Consider the following 16,707-nt stretch of genomic DNA (forward strand, 5'->3'; position numbering starts at 1 on the left):
GTGAGGCCAGTCTAACCGGGTCCACCGGCTCCAGGGCCGGCATCTTATTGCGAACTCATCGTTTCGTCTTCGCGTGCGGTGACTGCGCTGCCCAGCCGGGCCACGTCCCGGACCAGATCCTGCGCTCTTTGCCGCAGCGTTGCCAACTCCGCCTCGAGCGAACGTCGGTGCTCTCCCCCGAAGGCTCGCTCTCCCAACTCGTCCCGCAGCCCATCCAATAGACCGCCGAGGTCCCGCTCCACCTGGTCGATGTGGTTGCTGTGGAACACGAAGGACTTCTTGATGTCCTCGAGGGTGTGCCCCTCCGCCATCATCTTCTTGATGACGTTGATGCGGCGCACCGCTTCCACCGGATAGAGCCCCAGGCTCCCCTGGTGCTTGCCCTTCCGCCCCACCCGACGGCTCCTCGGTAGCAACCCCGCCTGGACGTACTTGCGGAAGGTCGCTTCCGACAGACGCACGCCCCTCGGACGAAAGATTTCCAGAATCGCGCTCGCGGGAAGTCCTCCCGCGTTGTCGCGCTCAATCCGAGCAATCTCGTCGGGAGCCAGCAGGTCCATCGGTTCCATTGAATATAAGCTACTCAGAGGAGGATACTGAGTGCCAGAAACAGGCCTTCGGTGTCAAGGCAGACCGCTACAGGTCCGTTGCGGTGTCGGCCGGTTCACGTTTCGAGAAAGAGGGCGCGAGGACACATCCGCGCGTCACGGCGCGGTGTCACGACGGGGGTAGATGGAGACCCGGAGCGCCTCGAACAGCACGAACCGCGGGCGAGACGACGGCGCCCGTTGGGCACGCACGCGTCAGCGCGGGGTCGACAGGGGGATGCGGGATGCGCCGAGGTGGCGCGGACTCAGCGGCCGCGCGGCGAGCGGAACTCGCGCGTCACCGTGGCGCCGGCGGTGATGGTGACGTCGAAGCGCTTCTCGCCCAAGGGGTGCTTGAACAGCAGCGTGTACGTGCCGGGGGCCAGCTTGTAGGAGGCGCGTCCCGAGACTTCGCCCAGGCGTCGCCCATCCAGGAACACCGTCGCGTACGGGGTTGCCCGGAGTTGGAGCAGGCCCGTCGCGCTGGGCGCGGCTCGCGGCGTGGATTCCGAGCGGACCTCCGGGTCGACGGCCTTCGAGCCGGTACCAAGAACGGCCTCTCGCTTCAGGCCTTCCACTTCCGCATCCGACTCGGAGGGCACTGGCTCGGGGCTCGCGGCGGGCGGAGTGGTGCCTGACGCGACGGAGCCCGGCTCGGCCTGGGACGGCGTCACGGCGGGCACCGGGCCGTTCGTCTCCTTCACGACACTTCCGCCAGGATCGCCCCCAGGAGGCGCGCTATCGGTGGGCGCCGGTGGGGTGGCTCCGGTGGGCGTGCCGTCCTTCGGAGCGGCGGCCAAGGGGCCGTTGCCAGTGGTGGCCGTCTCCGTCGACGGGTCTCCTCGGAGGCCATTCATCACCCCGGCCCCCACGATGAGCAGCAACCCCAGGCTCATGGTGAGACCCAACATGCGACGAGGCCGGAGCCACACCGAGGGCTTCGGCCTTCCCGGTGAGGTATCGGTGACGGTGGGGACCTCGCTGCCGGAGAGGGACTGAGGCCCCCTCTCTCGCGCATCCAGCACGGGCGCTCCGGTCGAAGGTGCGCTCGACGCGTGCCCACTGGAGGTTGCCCCGGCACCGCGTTCCTTGGAGTCGCGCTGTTCGTGAGAGGCGGTCGACAGCTCAGGAGCCACGGACGCAGACACGACATCGGCACGCCCGGAGTTCGACGGGAGGGCCATCTCCGAGGCGGGCGTCAGCGCATCGGAGGAGTCCCGCTCGCTAGCATTCGCCGGGAGATCCTCCTCCCAGGTTCCGTCTTCCTCGGAGTCTTCCCACGAAGCCCCGATACTCCCCTGCTTCGCCGGGCTCATCGCGTCGGCATCACGCGAGGGCCGCACGGCCTGCCCCGACTCGGAGTTTTGTCCGGAGGGCTCGACGTCGCCGCGCGCCTCCTCGTCGCCACGCAGCGAGGAGCGCTCCGACTCGGCGCCTCGCGGAGACGCATCGGCGGGTGCCTGCGTGGCGACCGGCGCCAGCCCACCCGAACGGCTCGGTGTCTTCGTGGGCACCGACGTGCTCTCGGCGCGAAGCCCATCGCCAGTGCCCGATGAGTTCATCGCCACGGACGCCAGCTCGCCCGAACGGCTCGGCGCCTTCGTGGGTGCCGATGTGTTGTCGGGGTGAAGCCCTTCCCCCTGAGAACCACTCGCCACGGGCGACAGCCCACTCGAACGGCTCGGCGTCTTCGTGGGCGCCGGCGTGACGTCGGAGCGCGGATCTCCACCGGCGCCCTCTTCCGACGAAGCCACGGCGGGCGTCCCCTCGGGACGGCTCGGGCGCACCGTGGCGATGGGCGCGGCCAGCGGCGGCAATGGCGCGTTCGCGCGAGGCACGGGTGACGAAGCCACCGCGGGCAGCGGCATCATCGGCGTGGCCATGGGCGGCAGCGGCACGGACAGCGCCTCCACGTCCTCACTCCGACGAGGAAGCACGAACGTGGACGCATCCACGTCCTCATCGGGCGAGGACGGCACCGCCACACCCACGCGTCCCGCCGCCATCACCGCCGTGGGTTCCCTGCGCGGCGCTGGCACATCGTCATCATCGTCGTCGGGAACCGGCGTCCCCTGGACCACGTGCGTGCGCTCCTGCACCGTGGGCATCGCCTGCGTGAGGCTCCCGGGGAACAGGCGCCGCAGGAAGGCGCCCAGGTCCGTGTCGTCCACCGACGTCGCGTGCTTCAACACGCACTGGGCCAGGGCACGCTCCAGCTCACCCGCCGTCTGGAAGCGCGCGGACGGGTCGCGCTCCAGCGCGCGCATCACCACCGCGTCCAGCTCCGGAGGCACCTCCGGGTTGAGCCGGGCCGGCGGAGCAATGGCGCTGTGCTGCACCGCGCGCAGCACCGCCAGCTCCGAGTCCCCGTCGAACAACCGCCCGCCCGTCAGCATCTCCCACAGCACCACGCCCAGCGCGAAGAGGTCCGTGCGGGAGTCCACCGCCTCCCCTCGCGCCTGCTCCGGGGACATGTACGCGAACTTGCCCTTGAGCACTCCGGGCTGCGTCAGCTTCTTGCCGGCCTTCGCGATGCCGAAGTCCGTCAGCTTCACCGCGCCGTCGTATGACAGCAGCACGTTGTGCGGCGTGACGTCCCGGTGCACCAGGTCGAGCGGCTGCCCGTTCACCTTCAGCCGATGCGCGTAGTGCAGCCCCCGAGCCACCTCCGCGCCAATGTGCGCCACCAGCATCGGAGGCACCGGGTCCATCATCTCCTTGGACCGCCGCCGCAGCTCCCACAAGGAGCAGCCACGCACGTACTCCATGGCCAGGTAGTACGTGTCCTCGTGCTTGTCGAAGTCGAAGATCTGCACCACGTTCTCGTGGTTCAGCCGCGAGGCCAGCCGGGCCTCCGCGATGAACATCCCCACGAACTCCGGGTCGCTGGCGAGGAAGGCACGCACCCGCTTGATGACGACTTCCTTCTCGAAACCCTCCGCGCCCCGCGCGGTGCACAGGTAGATCTCCGCCATCCCGCCCTCCGCGAGCTTGCGGCGGACGACGTACTTGCCGATCTGCATGCCGGCGACGAGCGTCAAGAGGGCTTCCGGAACATGCGCTATTCGAACTTCACACTCACCACGTTGAGGTCGATGGCCTTCACCTCGATACGTCGACTGAGCGTCTTCTTGAGGTCGGGGTTGAAGAATTTGCAGTCATAGGTGCCGACGCGCAGCTCCACCGCCTCGAACGGCGTCTCCCCCAGCTTCTTCCCTCCGCACGTCACCTCCGCCCACGGCCGCACCGCGAAGCGGACCTTGGCCGTGCGCGTCTCCGCCCGCGACTCCTGCCTCGGAGGACGCGGCGGCGTCACGGGAGGCGCCACCCGAGCCTCCGGATGCAGCGTGAAGCGCTCCACCTGCTCCGGCCCCGAGCCCACCGTCACCGTGCGCTCACTCGGCTGATGCTTCGCGGCCTCGACCCGGACTGCCAGCGCGACACCCGGCGCGGCCTCCAGCATCACCGGCGCCGCGCCCTGCGGCCGCCCATCCACGATGACGACGGCCTGCGCGGGCTGCGCCTCCACCCGCAGCCGCACCTTCACCACGGCCGCGGGCTCCTGGGCCGGCGGCGCGTTCTCCACGGCCACGGGCGGCGTCTCCGGCACATGCGCCTGCTGCACCACCGGCACCAGCCGCAGCACGCCCAGCGGCACCGGCCCCGTGGCCTGGACCTCCAGCTCCGTCCGCAGCTCCTGGTAGCCCTCGCGCGACAGCACGAGCGAATAACGCCCCTCGGGCATCGCGGGCAGCGTCACCGGCGTGCGCTCCGCCAGCTCCTGCCCGTCGAACATGACCCGCGCCCCCGTGGGCACGGACTCGACGCGCGCGGGCGCCTGCGCGGCGGGCCCCGGCTTCAGCCAGCCCCACAGCAGCACCAGGACCACCAGCCCCAACCCCACCGTGGGAATCCACCACCCCAGCCGCGAGGCCGGGGGCGGCGTCTCCGCCTGACGCCCCGCCGCGGCCTTCTTGCGCCCGGGCCGAGACATCCCCAGCGACAGCGTGGGCGCGTCCTCCTCCTGCTCCTCCAGCGCGTCCAGGGCCGCGGCGCCCCGAGGCAGCGGCAGCGCCAATCGTGACGGCCGGGGCAGCGGTCCCGCCATCTCCGGCATGGCCAGCGTCGGCGCGTCCTCCTCCACGTGATGCACGACGGCGGGCATGGGCCGCGTGACGGCGCGCCCCTCCGCCCCCTGCGACTCCTGCTCCCGCGCCTGCGGGTTCGACACGCGCGAAGCGGCACGCCCCTCGACGGGCTTCGGCTCGGTGGCGGCCTTCACGTCCGTCAGCGTCGCGCGCGCGGCGGCGCGGCCATCCATCGTCGGCGCGTCCTCTTCCACCCGATGGACCGCCGGCACCGCGCCCAGGCCCGAACGCGAGGTCCTGTCCGGGGGTGCCGACTCCACCGCGCGGCGCTGCCCGGTCATCCGGGAGCTGGGCGACTCCAGCTCGATGCGCCCCGTCCTCCCCGTTCCACGAGGCCGCAGCGCCGCCGTCTCCCCCTCCGGCGCCACACTGGCGCGAGACAGCGCGGGCCGCAGCCCCGAACGCCGCGAGCTCGCGTCCTGACGCCCGGAGCCCGACGCCGGATCCGAGTCCTCCATCAACAGCTCGCCCGAGCGCGCCTCCGACGCCAGCCGCTCCGCGTAGATCTCCTTCATGTACGCGCCGACATGGGCCGTCGACGACGGCAACCGACGCTCCGTCAGCCAGTCCTCCAGCGCCAGCTGCAGGTGGACCGCTTCCTGGTAGCGCTCCGCCGGGTCCTTCGCGAGCGCCTTGAGGACGATGGCGTCCAGATCTTGCGGCACGCGCGGCGTCACCTGCGACGGCGGCGCCACCTTGCACTCGGCCACGGCGGCCAGCGTCTGGATGTCACTGGGGCGCTTGAACAGGCGCGTACTCGTGAGCAGCTCGTACAGCACCACGCCCAGCGCGAAGATGTCCGAGCGACAATCCACGCGCTGCCCCGCCGCCTGCTCCGGCGACATGTACGAATACTTCCCCTTCAGCACGCCCGAGCGCGTGACGGTGGCCTGGTCCGCCGCCTTGGCGATGCCGAAGTCCACCACCTTCACGCCGCCTTCGAACGTGACGAGGATGTTCTGCGGGGACACGTCGCGGTGGACGATGTCCAGCGGCCGGCCCGACGTCGGGTCCGTGCGCTTGTGCGCGTAGTCCAGGCCCGAGCACGCCTCGATGAGGATGCGGCACACCAGCGGCACCGGTATCGGCTGCCCCACGGCCTCCGACTGCTTCCACACCCGCCGCATGTCCTCGCCATGGATGTACTCCATGGCGATGAAGAACGAGTCGTCCTGCGCGCCCAGGTCGAAAATCTGCACGACGTTGGCGTGATTGAGCCGCGCGGCGATTCGCGCCTCGTCCAGGAACATCTTGACGAAGTCGTCGTTCTCCGCGAGGTGCGGAAGAATTCGCTTCACCACCACCAGCTTCTCGAAGCCCTCCGGACCTGGCTGGCGCGCGAGATACAGCTGCGCCATCCCGCCCATGGCGAGTCGCTTCAGGAGCTGGTACCTGCCATACGTTTCAATGGTCACGGCGACCTGACCGCACCCCACGGGGAAAACCCACGGCCCGTGGCCTTCCGGGATCCGGGCGCGGCGAAGCCCGGAGCGTAAGCGCACAGGACAGGGGGGTCAAACCCTTGTAGGCACGGCGGAACCGACGGCGCCGCGATTACCTCCGAGCGGCACGGACCTCGCGCGACTCCCGCATCAGCGCCTCCAACTCGTCCAGGTGCCGCTTGAGCACCGGCATCAGCACCGGCGCCGCGTCCACCCGGTCGAACAGGTCCAGGACCCGGTCCACCTTACGCTCGATTTCCTGGGCTCGAGCCGGAGTAATCCGGCGGAGCAGCATGTCCGCGCCGGCCTCCATCAGCGCGCGGGCCACGGCGTCCCGGGAAGCGAGCGGCTCTTGCTGTCGGCGGCCCTCACCCTGGATGACCCGCAGGCCCGGGGCGCGCGCCGGGGAAGCGCGACCCGCGCTCGTCGTCTTCGTGTTTTCGGAGTCTGGGGACATCACCGGGTGCCTCCTCGGCGGGCGCGGGTACGACCTCAGGGTACACACCGTGAGGAGCCCTCCAATTTTCTGGTCATCCGCACAGGCGGAAGCAGACCTGTAGCACCCGGGACCGACATGAACGTCGAGGGCCGGATGACCGGCCCTTCGACTGGCTCACACATCGAGCCTGCTCCCCCGCTTCAGCCCGCGTCGCAGGAGCGACGGTAGGAGATGGCCACCTTGGCGCCCGGCGCCGGCACGTTGGCGAAGATGACGCTGTTGGTGGGGGCGTCGTAGCGCCAGCCCGTCGTCACCGGGGCGCCGTCCACCGTCACCGTGACGCTGCCCGGCTCCGGCGCGTCGCTGAGCGGGAAGCGGTCCTGCGCGGAGAAGGCCTTGTTGGCCACGGCGGCCAGGAGGGGCCCATAGTTGGCCGCGCACACGTTCATCACCTCGCCGCCGGTGCGCGCCGTCGCCTCCGAGTAGCGCGTGCCGGAGCCGCCCGCGGTGCCACACGCCGTCGCCGTGGGGGCAATGGCGTAGAACGTCGCGCGCTGCGGCTGGTTCTGCCCCTTTCGCTGCTGCGCCCACTGCACGTAGGTGTCCACCGCGTCCGGCGAGTGGTCGTCCTCGTCACCCACGAAGACGACGACCAGCGCCGCCGAGTCGCGCAGGAAGCCCAGGTTGCCGTCCTGCGGCACGGGCGTGCGCGGGTCATCCGCGGTGTTCACCAGCGGCGGAGACAGCGCGCGGCGCATCGCCTCGAAGCCCTGCTCCACCTGGGCGCACTGCCCCACCTGCACGTTCTGCTGGAGCAGCGCCGTCAGGTTCGCCATGCCGTTGGTGAGGATGCGGGGCCGGGCGTTGTTGACCGGGAAGAAGCGTCCCGCCTCGCCGCCCTGCGCGCCGCCGGGGCACGTCCCCGACACCGCCGTGATACCCGTCGTGGTGACGGCCACGTGCATGTCCACCTTTTTGGCGAGCGCCGCGTCCACGAACGAGGGGATGGCGGACACCAGACGCGGGTGCTCCTCCACCATGGACGCGGTGTTGTCCACGACGAAGAGGACGTCCACCTTGCTCACGTCCTGCTGGGTGAAGGTGTCCGTCTTGTCCACGCGCTTGGAGGACTCGCCGATGAGCGGCACCAGCAGCGGCGCCGGCAAATCGCTGGAGCTCACGAAGAGCGGCGACAGGTTCATGCCGTACACCTGCGCGGCGTAGTCCAGGTCGACCGTGAAGGCCTCGCCCGGCTGCAGCGTGAAGGGCAAGGGCGCGGGCACGCCGCCCACGGTGAACTCGCCATCCGTGGTGCCAGGGCCAATCCACACGTTGGAAACCGACACGGGCATGGTGCACGCGTTGAGGTAGTTCACCTCGCGCGGCTCGGGAGGACAGTCGCGCCGCGCCACGCCCCAGTCCACGTACCAGGGCGACGCCATCAGACACGTCGCCTGCGAGTGGGCCAGCAGCGGCACGAGGATGACGGGATTCGCCGGGTCCATCTGCTCCACCTGGAGCATGCCCGTGAAGTCTCCGCCCGCATGGGGTGCCTGGAAGGCCACCTGGAAGCTGAACCAGTCCCCCGGATAGATGATGACGCCGAAGAGGTCCCCGCCCGGCATGCGGAAGCTGCCGCCGCCATTGTCGCGCAGCCGGATGTTCTTCACCGGGCACAGGTCCGTGCCCTTGTTCTCCAGCTTCACGCCCAGCACCGCGCCCCGGCCCGGAGGCACCGTGCCGAAGTCCACCGCGAGCGGCGTCACCGTGAGGTCGCAGGGCGCGTGCTCCTCCGCCTCGCCCTGGAAGTCCAGCTCCACGGTCGCCGCCGAGTACGCGTTCGTCGTCATCACCAGCACGCCCGCGGACGAGCCTGGACGCGTGGGCTCGTAGAAGACGGGGATGTTGACCTCCTGCCCCGGCTGCAGCGTGTACGGCATGGCCAGCGGGGTGTGGTTGAACTGGGGCGCGCCGGAGGGGTCCGGCTGCCACGCCAGCGTCTCCAGCGTGAGCGCGCCCGCGTTGGAGGAGCCGCAGTTCTTCACGTTGACGATGACGCGCGTCTTCGAGCCCAGCGGCTGCTTGCCGAAGTCGTACGTCACCGGGGCCACGCACAGCTCCGCCGCGCCGCCGAAGCCCTTGAGCTTCACGTCCGTGGTGGGGTGTCGCTTGCTCACCACGTGATAGCGGGCCATGTCCTCCGCGGGGCCCATGTGGCCGGGGCTGTAGCGAATGTTGAAGCCGCGCACCTCGCCCGGCTGGAGCACCAGCGGGAAGCCCGCGTTCGCCTGCGAGTAGGAAGCGTCCAGCCCGTCGAGCGTCAGCGAGGTTACCGTCATCGGCTCGGTGCTGATGTTGCGGATGCGCGACTCGCGGATGGCGTCGCGGTCCACCGGCACCGCCGCGAAGTCCAACACCGGCGGCTCCGCCACCACCGCCTGCTCCAGCGCCTCCGCCATCAGTTGCACCGGCACGTCCGCGCAGCCCCGGCACGGCGTCACCGCCAGCACCACCTGCTTGCGGCCCACGCGCACGGGGTTGAACGTCAAGGACAGCTCCGCGCGGCCGCCCGGGGCGACGACCATGGGCCCCGCCACGAACTCGTCGCGGTCCGCGCCGACCAGGCGGGGTGTCACCTCCACCGGCAGCTCCGTGGGGTTCTCCAACGTCAGCGCCAGCGTCTTCGTCGAGTCCGCCTCGATGCGCCCGAAGTCCAGCACCCGGGGCGACACCCGCGCCCACGCGTCGATGCCCAGGCCCGTCAGGGGGATGCGCAACAGCGGTTCGATGCGCGTGTCGGAGCGCACCACCAGCATCGCCCCCTGGCCGCCCGCCATCATGGGCGCGAAGCGCACGCGCAGGGCACACGCACTGCCTGGCGCCAGGCTGTGGGGTCCCTCATGGGTGAACTCCGCCCGGTAGGCCCCTTCAGGACCCTCCACCCAGACCTCGTTCACATCGACGGGGGCCCGCCCCACGTTGCGCAGCGAGATTTCCGTCTCGCGTGCATCGAAGAGGGCGACCTTCTCGAAGTCCATCCCACCCGGGGTCGCCGTCAGACGCCCGTCCGCGAGGGACGACCGTTCGCGATCCGCACACCCCGCAGCCACCAGCCCCAACACCGCGAGGGCCCAAATGCCCCAGCGCCCCGTCATGGCCTCCACCCCTTCCCCACGCCCATCGCCCAGGTCCGCCCACAGCCTCAAACGAGGCGCTGGAGCGGATCAGTTGGCGAAACTAGGCACCCACCCATGGGCGGGCAACCACCCACGAAGGACAATCCCGGTGTCAGGGGGCCCCGCCCCGTTCACTTTCAAATCTTCGGGATTCGCAGCGTCTTGCTGATCATCGCGCTGCCGCTGGCCGCGTACAGCAGCACCAGCGGATGCAACACCACCGGCCCCACGTCCCACGCGCCCCCCAGCAGCGTGTCGCCAATGCGGCCCATCCACGTGGCCGCCGCCAGCACCATCACCAGCGCGAGGCTGGTGGGGATGGGCGTGCCCTCGAAGTACTTCACCTTCCCCGTCGCGTCCGCCAGCTCCGCCGACGTGACGTTGAAGCGCGCCAGCCGGCTGATGCCACACGCCACGAAGTACAGGAGCACCGCCACGTCCAGCGCCCCCCGCATCCCCACCGCGAAGGCCAGCGCGGCGGGCGCCATGCCGAAGGAGATGACGTCCGCCAGGGAGTCCAGGTCCGCCCCCAGCGGCGACTTCTTGTAGCGCCACCGGGCGATGCGCCCGTCCAGGACGTCCATCACCAGCGCCACCGGCATCAACGCGAAGGCCACCCACAGGAAGCCCACGCGCCACGTGGCCAGGTACTGCATCGCGGCGAGGATGGTCCCCGCGCCCGCGAAGCCGTTGCCGAGCGTCACGAAGTCGGCGAGCACGAAGGTGCGAATCATCGAGAAGTGGCGGCGTGGGCGGCGGGCACGCGGCTGCTCGGTCGTCATATCCGCGTTCTCCTAGCACAGTGAATCCTCACTGCCCGTCCCTCACTGCCGCGTTTCTTGCCGCAGTGCGTCTGACTCCAGGCTCCCAGGAAAAGTCAAACCTCAGAAAACTTTTGACGTGTGGATCAGCCCCTTCCTACGCTCGCGCCCATCCATGCCTCCAAACCAATCCGTGTCCTCTTCGCGGGGGGCGACCTGGAAGTCCGGGCGCTCCCGCTGGCACCTCCCCCTTCTCGCCGGCCTGAGTCTCGCCTTCGCCACCGCATGTGGTGAGGATGATGACGGAGGCCCGGTGACGCCACCCGTGGAAGGCCCTCCGAAGTACGAGGCCACCATCCGGCGCACGGCGCACGGAATCCCTCACATCATCGCCAATGACATGGGCAGCCTGTCCTACGGACAGGGCTACGCGTTCGCCAAGGACCATGTCTGCATCCTGTCGGACCAGATCCTCAAGGTCCGCGGTGAGCGCGCGCGCTACCTGGGGGCGGGCCCCGGCAACACCTACGCGGGCAGCGACTTCGGCTACCGCGTCCTCCAGCTCCAGGAGAAGGCCCAGGCGGCCTTCCCCACCCTGCCGGCGGACATCCAGGAGATGTTCAACGGCTACGCGGCGGGCTTCAACAAGTACCTGTCGGAGACGCCGGCGGCGGAGCTCCCCGCGCCCTGCACCAACGCCCCCTGGGTCAAGCCCATCCAGGGCGTGGACCTCCTGGCCTATGACATCAGCGTGGGCCTGGCGGGCAGCGCCTACCAGCTCATCCTCGCCATCGCCGCGGCCTCGCCCCCCATCCCGGGCGCGGGCTCCGAGGGCCGTCCGGTGCCGGGCAGCTTCAAGGTGGAGCGTCCGGACTTCAGCCAGGTCGGCAGCAACGGCTGGGCCATTGGCGCGGACCGCTCCGCGTCGGGCCACGGCATGGTGGTGGCCAACCCGCACTTCCCCTGGGAAGGCGAGCTGAAGCTCTGGGAGAGCCAGCTCACCGTGCCCGGCCAGCTCAACGTGTACGGCGTGGGCCTGCTGGGCGTGCCCGCGGTGCTCATCGGCTTCAACGACAACGTGGCCTGGACGCACACGTTCTCCTCGGGCCAGCGCATGACGCTCTACGGGCTCCAGCTCGTGCCGGGCAAGCCCACCCGCTACAAGTACGGCACCGAGGAGCGGGACATGACCGCCCGCGACATCACCATCCTGGTGCGGCTGCCGGAGGGCTCGCTGACCAACATCACCCAGCGCTTCTACAGCAGCCACTACGGCCCGGTCATCGTCATCCCCGGCACCGCCCCGTGGACCACGCAGTCGGTGCTCAGCTTCCGCGACACCAACCTGGACAACACCCAGCTCGTCACCCAGTTCGTCGGAATGAACCGGGCCAAGAGCCTGGAGGAGTTCCAGAACGTCTACGCCAACGTCCAGGGCATCCCCTGGGTCAACACCATGGCGGCGGACCGGGCCGGCAACGTCTGGTACACGGACGCGACGCCCACCCCCAACCTCACGGCCACGGCCATCGGCACGTGGCGCGCGGCCTCCAGCGGCCTGGATCCGGCGACCACCGCCATCTGGCAGAGCATGGGCCTGGTGCTCCTCGACGGCAGCAACCCGGAGAACGAGTGGCGTGACGCCGCGGGCGCCCGCGGGCCGGGCCTCGTGCCCTTCAGCGGGGTTCCGAAGCTGGCCCGCCGCGACTTCGTCTTCAACGCGAACGACAGCTACTGGCTGGCCAACCCGAGCCAGCCCCTCACGGGCTTCTCGCCCCTGCACGGCCTGGAAGGCGTGGGCCAGACGCCGCGCACGCGCATGAACGCCGTCCTGCTCACGGAGGAGAACGGCGCGTCCGGCTCCGACTACAAGTTCACCGTGGCGGAGCTGGAGAACGCCATCCTCGGCAACCGCGGCATGACGGCGGAGCTGCTGAGGGATCAGCTCGTCGCGCGCTGCACGGGCAAGACGACGGTGCAGTACAACACCACGCTCGTGGACATCCGCCAGGGCTGCGCGGCGTTGGCCACGTGGGACCTGCGCTACGACGTGGGCAGCCGGGGCGCGGCCCTGTGGCGCGAGTTCAGCGGCCACTTCAGCATGGGCGCCCTGTCCAACGGCGGCACGGGCACGCTGTTCGCCAACCCGTTCAACGTGGCCCAGCCCATCGCCACCCCGAACACGCTGGCCGCCGAGCCGGCGGCGGGCACCGACCCGACGATGCTCGCCCTGGCCGCGGCGGTCTACCGCCTCCAGGTCGCCGGCATCCCCGTGGACGCGCCGCTGGGTGACTCGCAGTACACCACCCGCGTGGACGGCAAGAAGATCCCCATCCACGGCGGCGGCTCCTACGACGGCACGGCGAACGTCGTCTCGTGGGGCACGCTCAAGTCCACCACGCCCGACTCCGACTTCAGCGCGGTGCGCGGCACGCAGCTGCTCAACTCCCGCACCAACCTCACGAACACCGGCTACGTCATCAACAACGGCAGCAGCTTCATCATGGCCATGGAGTTCACCGACACGGGCGTGAATGGCCGCGCGGTGCTGACCTACAGCGAGTCCAGCGACAAGAACTCGCCGTACTTCTCCGACCAGACGGAGCTGTTCTCCAACAAGCAGTGGCGGCCCATCGTCTTCACCGAGGAGGCCATCGCCGCCACCAAGGTGGAGGAGAAGAAGATCTCCGGCAACTGACGTCCTCCGGGGCTCCCCCTCTCACGAAGGGGAGCCCCGAGCAGTCCCAAGCCCCTGCTCCGGCGGGGGCTTTTTGCTTTCGCGCGGACACTTGGGGCCCCGGAAGGGAAGTCCTCTGTCCGCCCGGCGATGCCCGCCCTGTCGGGAGGCTACCGCTCCGGCGATGCGAACCCAGGATGCCCTGGCAGACCGCCCGGCACCGCATGGCGTCACGCGGTGAAACGGCCCCGGGGGCAACGGTTCTGCGAAGGAGCGGCGGTTCGCCATGACGACACCCGTCTACAAGACAGCCATCATCGACAGGGTCTTCTTCCTGCGCTGGGAGGCTCCCCCCAACCGGGAGGACATCCAAGCGGTGTTCCAGCAGATGCGCGAAACGCATGAGCGGCTCAAGCCGCCCCTCGTCCTGGTGGCGAGCCTGTCATCCAGGTCCGCGGTGCCCAACAGCGAGCAGCGCAACAACCTCTCCGCCTTCCAGTCCGACGCGCGACCGCTCTTCACCCAGATTCACGCCATCGTCGAGGGCAACGACCTCCAGTACAACCTCCAGCGCGTCATCATCGCCGGCATCAACATCGTCACGCGCACCCACGACGAGACGCTCCAGCGCGTCCACCAGCGCGCCGAGCAGGTGGCCCCGCTGCTCTCCGACAGTCTGGGCGTGGACGGCTCGAAGGTCATCGAGGAGGCGCGCAAGCGCGGCGTGGTGTGAGACGGGCGAGGGCGCGTCGGCCCGCCGTCCTCACGACATGGGCTGACGCGCCGGCAGCTTCGTGGGCCTGACGGCGGCCCGCACGTAGTGGTGGTCGAACAGGTCCACGTAGAGGTACTCCGGCCACGACACCATCGCGCGCGCGCCGAGCATCACCCCGCGCATCAGCTCGCTCACCATCATCCCCGCGGCCGTCGTCGCTCCGACGACGCACGTGGGGGCGTGGCCTCGACCCTCGAAGCACGCGTCCATCGCGTCCTGTGACAGGTAGCTCCCCAGGTGGGGAATGATGGCCGGCAGGTCCACGCGGCCATCCGGGAGGATGTAGAGCTGCTCGTACAGCGGCGCATCCGGTTGGAAGACATGCAACGCGGCGCCAAACCCCAGCATCAGCCCCGTCATCGCCGGCACGCCGCGCTCACGACATGCGCGGTGCAGTGCCTGCTTCGCCCCCGCGCCCGCGATGTCGATGACCTCCACCACGTAGTCCACTGGCGGCAGGCCCTCGCCCCCCGACAGCACGTCCTCCACGTTGGCCTCGGTGATGCCCGCCCCCACGCGCCGCAGCCGCAGCTCCGGGTGGATGTCCAGGCACATGCGCCCCACCACCTCCACCTTGGACTGGCCGAGTGTGCTCTCGAAGCAGCCCGCCTGGCGGTTCATGTTGTGCCGCTCGTAGGTGTCGAAGTCCGCCAGCGTCAGGCACCCCAGCCCCAGCCGCGCCAGGTCCACCGCGCACTGGCCTCCGGCGCCTCCCACTCCCGCGACCAGGACGTGCGTGCGGGCCAGCCGCGCCATCACCTCCGGACCGATGACGCCCAGGTTGCGCTCGAAACGGGGCTCCACCATGACGCCTCCACTTTCTCCCCACGAGGCGCCGAGGTGCTCGTCGCGCGCGCCGTCCTCCGCCCCGCCGGGAGATGTGGATGTGGTCCTCGATTTTCGGACCCGGGAGGGTGGCGAGCACCCAGGTGTTCAGCACTCCCCCTCCCCGAAGGACGTTGTCCGCCGCAGGGCACTCCAGACGTCTTCCATCGCGTGATTCGCTCCGGCAAGCCCGCACCGCCGCGTGCTCCTCGGAAGCCACACCCGTGATGCCCCTGCTTCAGTCGTGAAGCGGGTCACCGGAACCACACCCACCAGGGCATGTCAGACGGTTGCTTCACAGTGGACAGCAAGCGTGAAGTCCAGAGATAGAAGACACTCCAAGGCTTTCGCGTGTTCATTGCCTGGCTTGAATTGTGCTCTGCGGGTGACACGGCACGGGGGAGCTTCGACCCGTCAACACGCAGCGTCCCCCGAACCCTTCTTCTTCGACTCGAGGTTTCTATGCGTTCGTGGTTCAGCCTTTCTGTTTGTCTGACATTCCTGTCGCTGGGTTGTGGAATTTCCGAGACGCCCTCAACCCCAGAAGACTTACGCGACAGCGCGACGGAGGCGCTGGTCTCCGGGGTCTCCTCGCTGGAAGGTGTCGCCAGCAGCGCCTCCACCCGGTGGGCTTCGCGCGAGCCGGTGTTCGGCGACGTCGCGCACTACCGGTTCGAGCTCCAGGTGGGTCCCGGCGCGAATGACACCGTCACCGTGCACCGCGTGGTGAAGGAGCGCGCGCCGTGGGTGCCCGCCAGGGCGAACCGGGCGGTGTTCCTGGTGCATGGCGATGCGTGGGGTTTCGACGCGGCCTTCCTCTCCAGCGTGGGGTCCGCGCATGTGCCGGCGAACCACTCCATCGCGGCCTATCTGGCCCAGGAGAACGTGGACGTGTGGGGCATCGACATGCGCTGGGTCGGGGTGCCCGCGGGGACGCAGGACTTCGGCTTCATGGCGGGGTGGAACCTGGGCACGCACGCGAAGGACGTGGGCACGGGCCTGCTGCTGGCGCGGACGCTGCGGCTCGCGGGCGGCAACGTGGATTCGATGCACCTGCTCGCGTGGAGCCGGGGCGCGATGGTCGCCTTCGCCTATCTCAACTCGGAGGCGCGGCTGCCCCGGCTGCTGCGACAGGTGGACGGCTTCATCCCCGTGGACATGGCGGTGCGCCACGCGCCCCAGTTCGCGCAGCAGCAGGCATGGGCGTGTGAGCGTCACACGGCGCTGAAGGCCCGGCGCGACGCGGGCGTCACGGAGGGTGGCCTCCTGGGCCCCGCGCCCGGCATCACCCTCCAGTACATCGGCCTGTTGGCGGCCACGGCCCCGGACGCGCCGTCCCCGCTGCTGCCGGATGACGTCTTCGGCCCCGGCACGGGCCGGCCCACCAACCGCCGTGCCGCCATCGTCTCCGCGGCGGCCACGGGCGCGCTGCTGGCGCCGCTGCCGGCCCTCACCCCGGGCTACCACCTGATGGCGGGCATCCCCGACGCGACGGGCCTGCCGGGCAGCATGACGTACACCTCCGAGCCCTACCTCTACGAGTACGCCCAGCGCGCGGCGCCCTACCAGAGCCTCAACGAAGTCGTGGAGTCGGACGCGTGGACGTGTGGCCTGGACGTGCCCTACGACGACCACCTCCAGCGCGTGACGGTGCCGGTGCTCTACGTGGGCGCGGGCGGCGGCGTAGGTGAGTACGGCGTTCACTCCACGACGCTGCTCGGCAGCCAGGACGTCTCGTCGCTCGTCGTTCGCGACCTGCCGACGGCCGCGCGCGCGCTCGACTTCGGGCACGCGGACCTGTTCCTCGCGGACACCGCTCCGCAGCGCGTGTGGCAGCCCATCCTCCAGTGGGTGCGCGCCCACTAGCGACAGCCGGA

10 protein-coding genes are annotated in these 16,707 nt (G+C 70.0%); 3 read left to right on the top strand and 7 right to left on the bottom strand.

All coding sequences use genetic code 11. The features are described from left to right. Positions 1-44 precede the first annotated feature (44 nt). From HUA75_RS18285 to pssA, 6 genes are all read right to left on the bottom strand, one after another. A complete protein-coding gene (locus HUA75_RS18285; RefSeq protein WP_141643792.1) occupies positions 45-569 on the bottom strand; it encodes a MerR family transcriptional regulator in 525 nt (174 codons plus the stop codon). 284 nt (positions 570-853) lie between these two features. Continuing rightward, the gene (locus HUA75_RS46785; protein WP_254627633.1) at positions 854-3,628 is read right to left on the bottom strand and encodes a protein kinase; all 2,775 of its coding nucleotides are present in this window, start codon (positions 3,626-3,628) and stop codon (positions 854-856) included. Positions 3,629-3,648: 20 nt separating this feature from the next. Next, positions 3,649-6,150 carry a serine/threonine-protein kinase gene (locus tag HUA75_RS18295; RefSeq protein ID WP_174487142.1) on the bottom strand — a complete coding sequence of 834 codons (2,502 nt, stop codon included), beginning with the start codon at positions 6,148-6,150 and terminating at the stop codon, positions 3,649-3,651. 139 nt (positions 6,151-6,289) lie between these two features. After that, the gene (locus tag HUA75_RS18300; protein WP_217440163.1) at positions 6,290-6,634 is read right to left on the bottom strand and encodes a hypothetical protein; all 345 of its coding nucleotides are present in this window, start codon (positions 6,632-6,634) and stop codon (positions 6,290-6,292) included. A 182-nt stretch (positions 6,635-6,816) separates the two neighbouring features. Further along, positions 6,817-9,771, bottom strand: a complete 2,955-nt coding sequence (locus HUA75_RS18305; protein ID WP_174487143.1) for a choice-of-anchor D domain-containing protein — start codon at positions 9,769-9,771, stop codon at positions 6,817-6,819. Positions 9,772-9,929: 158 nt separating this feature from the next. After that, complete coding sequence (gene pssA, locus HUA75_RS18310; RefSeq protein ID WP_141643788.1) at positions 9,930-10,574, bottom strand: CDP-diacylglycerol--serine O-phosphatidyltransferase; 645 nt, start codon at positions 10,572-10,574, stop codon at positions 9,930-9,932. Between the two features lie 292 nt (positions 10,575-10,866). Between pssA and HUA75_RS18315 the strand changes: the two genes are divergently transcribed. Both HUA75_RS18315 and HUA75_RS18320 read left to right on the top strand, forming a co-directional pair. Then, complete coding sequence (locus HUA75_RS18315; RefSeq protein WP_371746136.1) at positions 10,867-13,251, top strand: penicillin acylase family protein; 2,385 nt, start codon at positions 10,867-10,869, stop codon at positions 13,249-13,251. A 265-nt stretch (positions 13,252-13,516) separates the two neighbouring features. After that, complete coding sequence (locus HUA75_RS18320) at positions 13,517-13,963, top strand: DofA protein (protein ID WP_141643786.1); 447 nt, start codon at positions 13,517-13,519, stop codon at positions 13,961-13,963. A 30-nt stretch (positions 13,964-13,993) separates the two neighbouring features. On the opposite strand, the gene HUA75_RS18325 is transcribed toward HUA75_RS18320, so the two are convergent. Continuing rightward, positions 13,994-14,812, bottom strand: coding sequence for a ThiF family adenylyltransferase (locus HUA75_RS18325; RefSeq protein ID WP_174455161.1), 819 nt, complete (start codon positions 14,810-14,812; stop codon positions 13,994-13,996). 663 nt (positions 14,813-15,475) lie between these two features. Here HUA75_RS18325 and HUA75_RS18330 point away from each other — a divergent pair. Then, positions 15,476-16,696, top strand: a complete 1,221-nt coding sequence (locus HUA75_RS18330; RefSeq protein ID WP_371746137.1) for a hypothetical protein — start codon at positions 15,476-15,478, stop codon at positions 16,694-16,696. Positions 16,697-16,707: the final 11 nt, after the last annotated feature.

Origin of the sequence: Myxococcus sp. CA040A (assembly GCF_013336725.1) — a bacterium.
GTDB classification, from domain to species: Bacteria; Myxococcota; Myxococcia; order Myxococcales; family Myxococcaceae; genus Myxococcus; species Myxococcus llanfairpwllgwyngyllgogerychwyrndrobwllllantysiliogogogochensis.

Bases quoted from the DNA above. Each gene is read 5' to 3' on its own strand.
- HUA75_RS18300 (WP_217440163.1), bottom strand. From the start codon at position 6,634: ATGTCCCCAGACTCCGAAAACACGAAGACGACGAGCGCGGGTCGCGCT.
- pssA (WP_141643788.1), bottom strand. From the start codon at position 10,574: ATGACGACCGAGCAGCCGCGTGCCCGCCGCCCACGCCGCCACTTCTCG.
- HUA75_RS18285 (WP_141643792.1), bottom strand. From the start codon at position 569: ATGGAACCGATGGACCTGCTGGCTCCCGACGAGATTGCTCGGATTGAG.
- HUA75_RS18305 (WP_174487143.1), bottom strand. From the start codon at position 9,771: ATGACGGGGCGCTGGGGCATTTGGGCCCTCGCGGTGTTGGGGCTGGTG.
- HUA75_RS18320 (WP_141643786.1), top strand. From the start codon at position 13,517: ATGACGACACCCGTCTACAAGACAGCCATCATCGACAGGGTCTTCTTC.
- HUA75_RS18325 (WP_174455161.1), bottom strand. From the start codon at position 14,812: ATGGTGGAGCCCCGTTTCGAGCGCAACCTGGGCGTCATCGGTCCGGAG.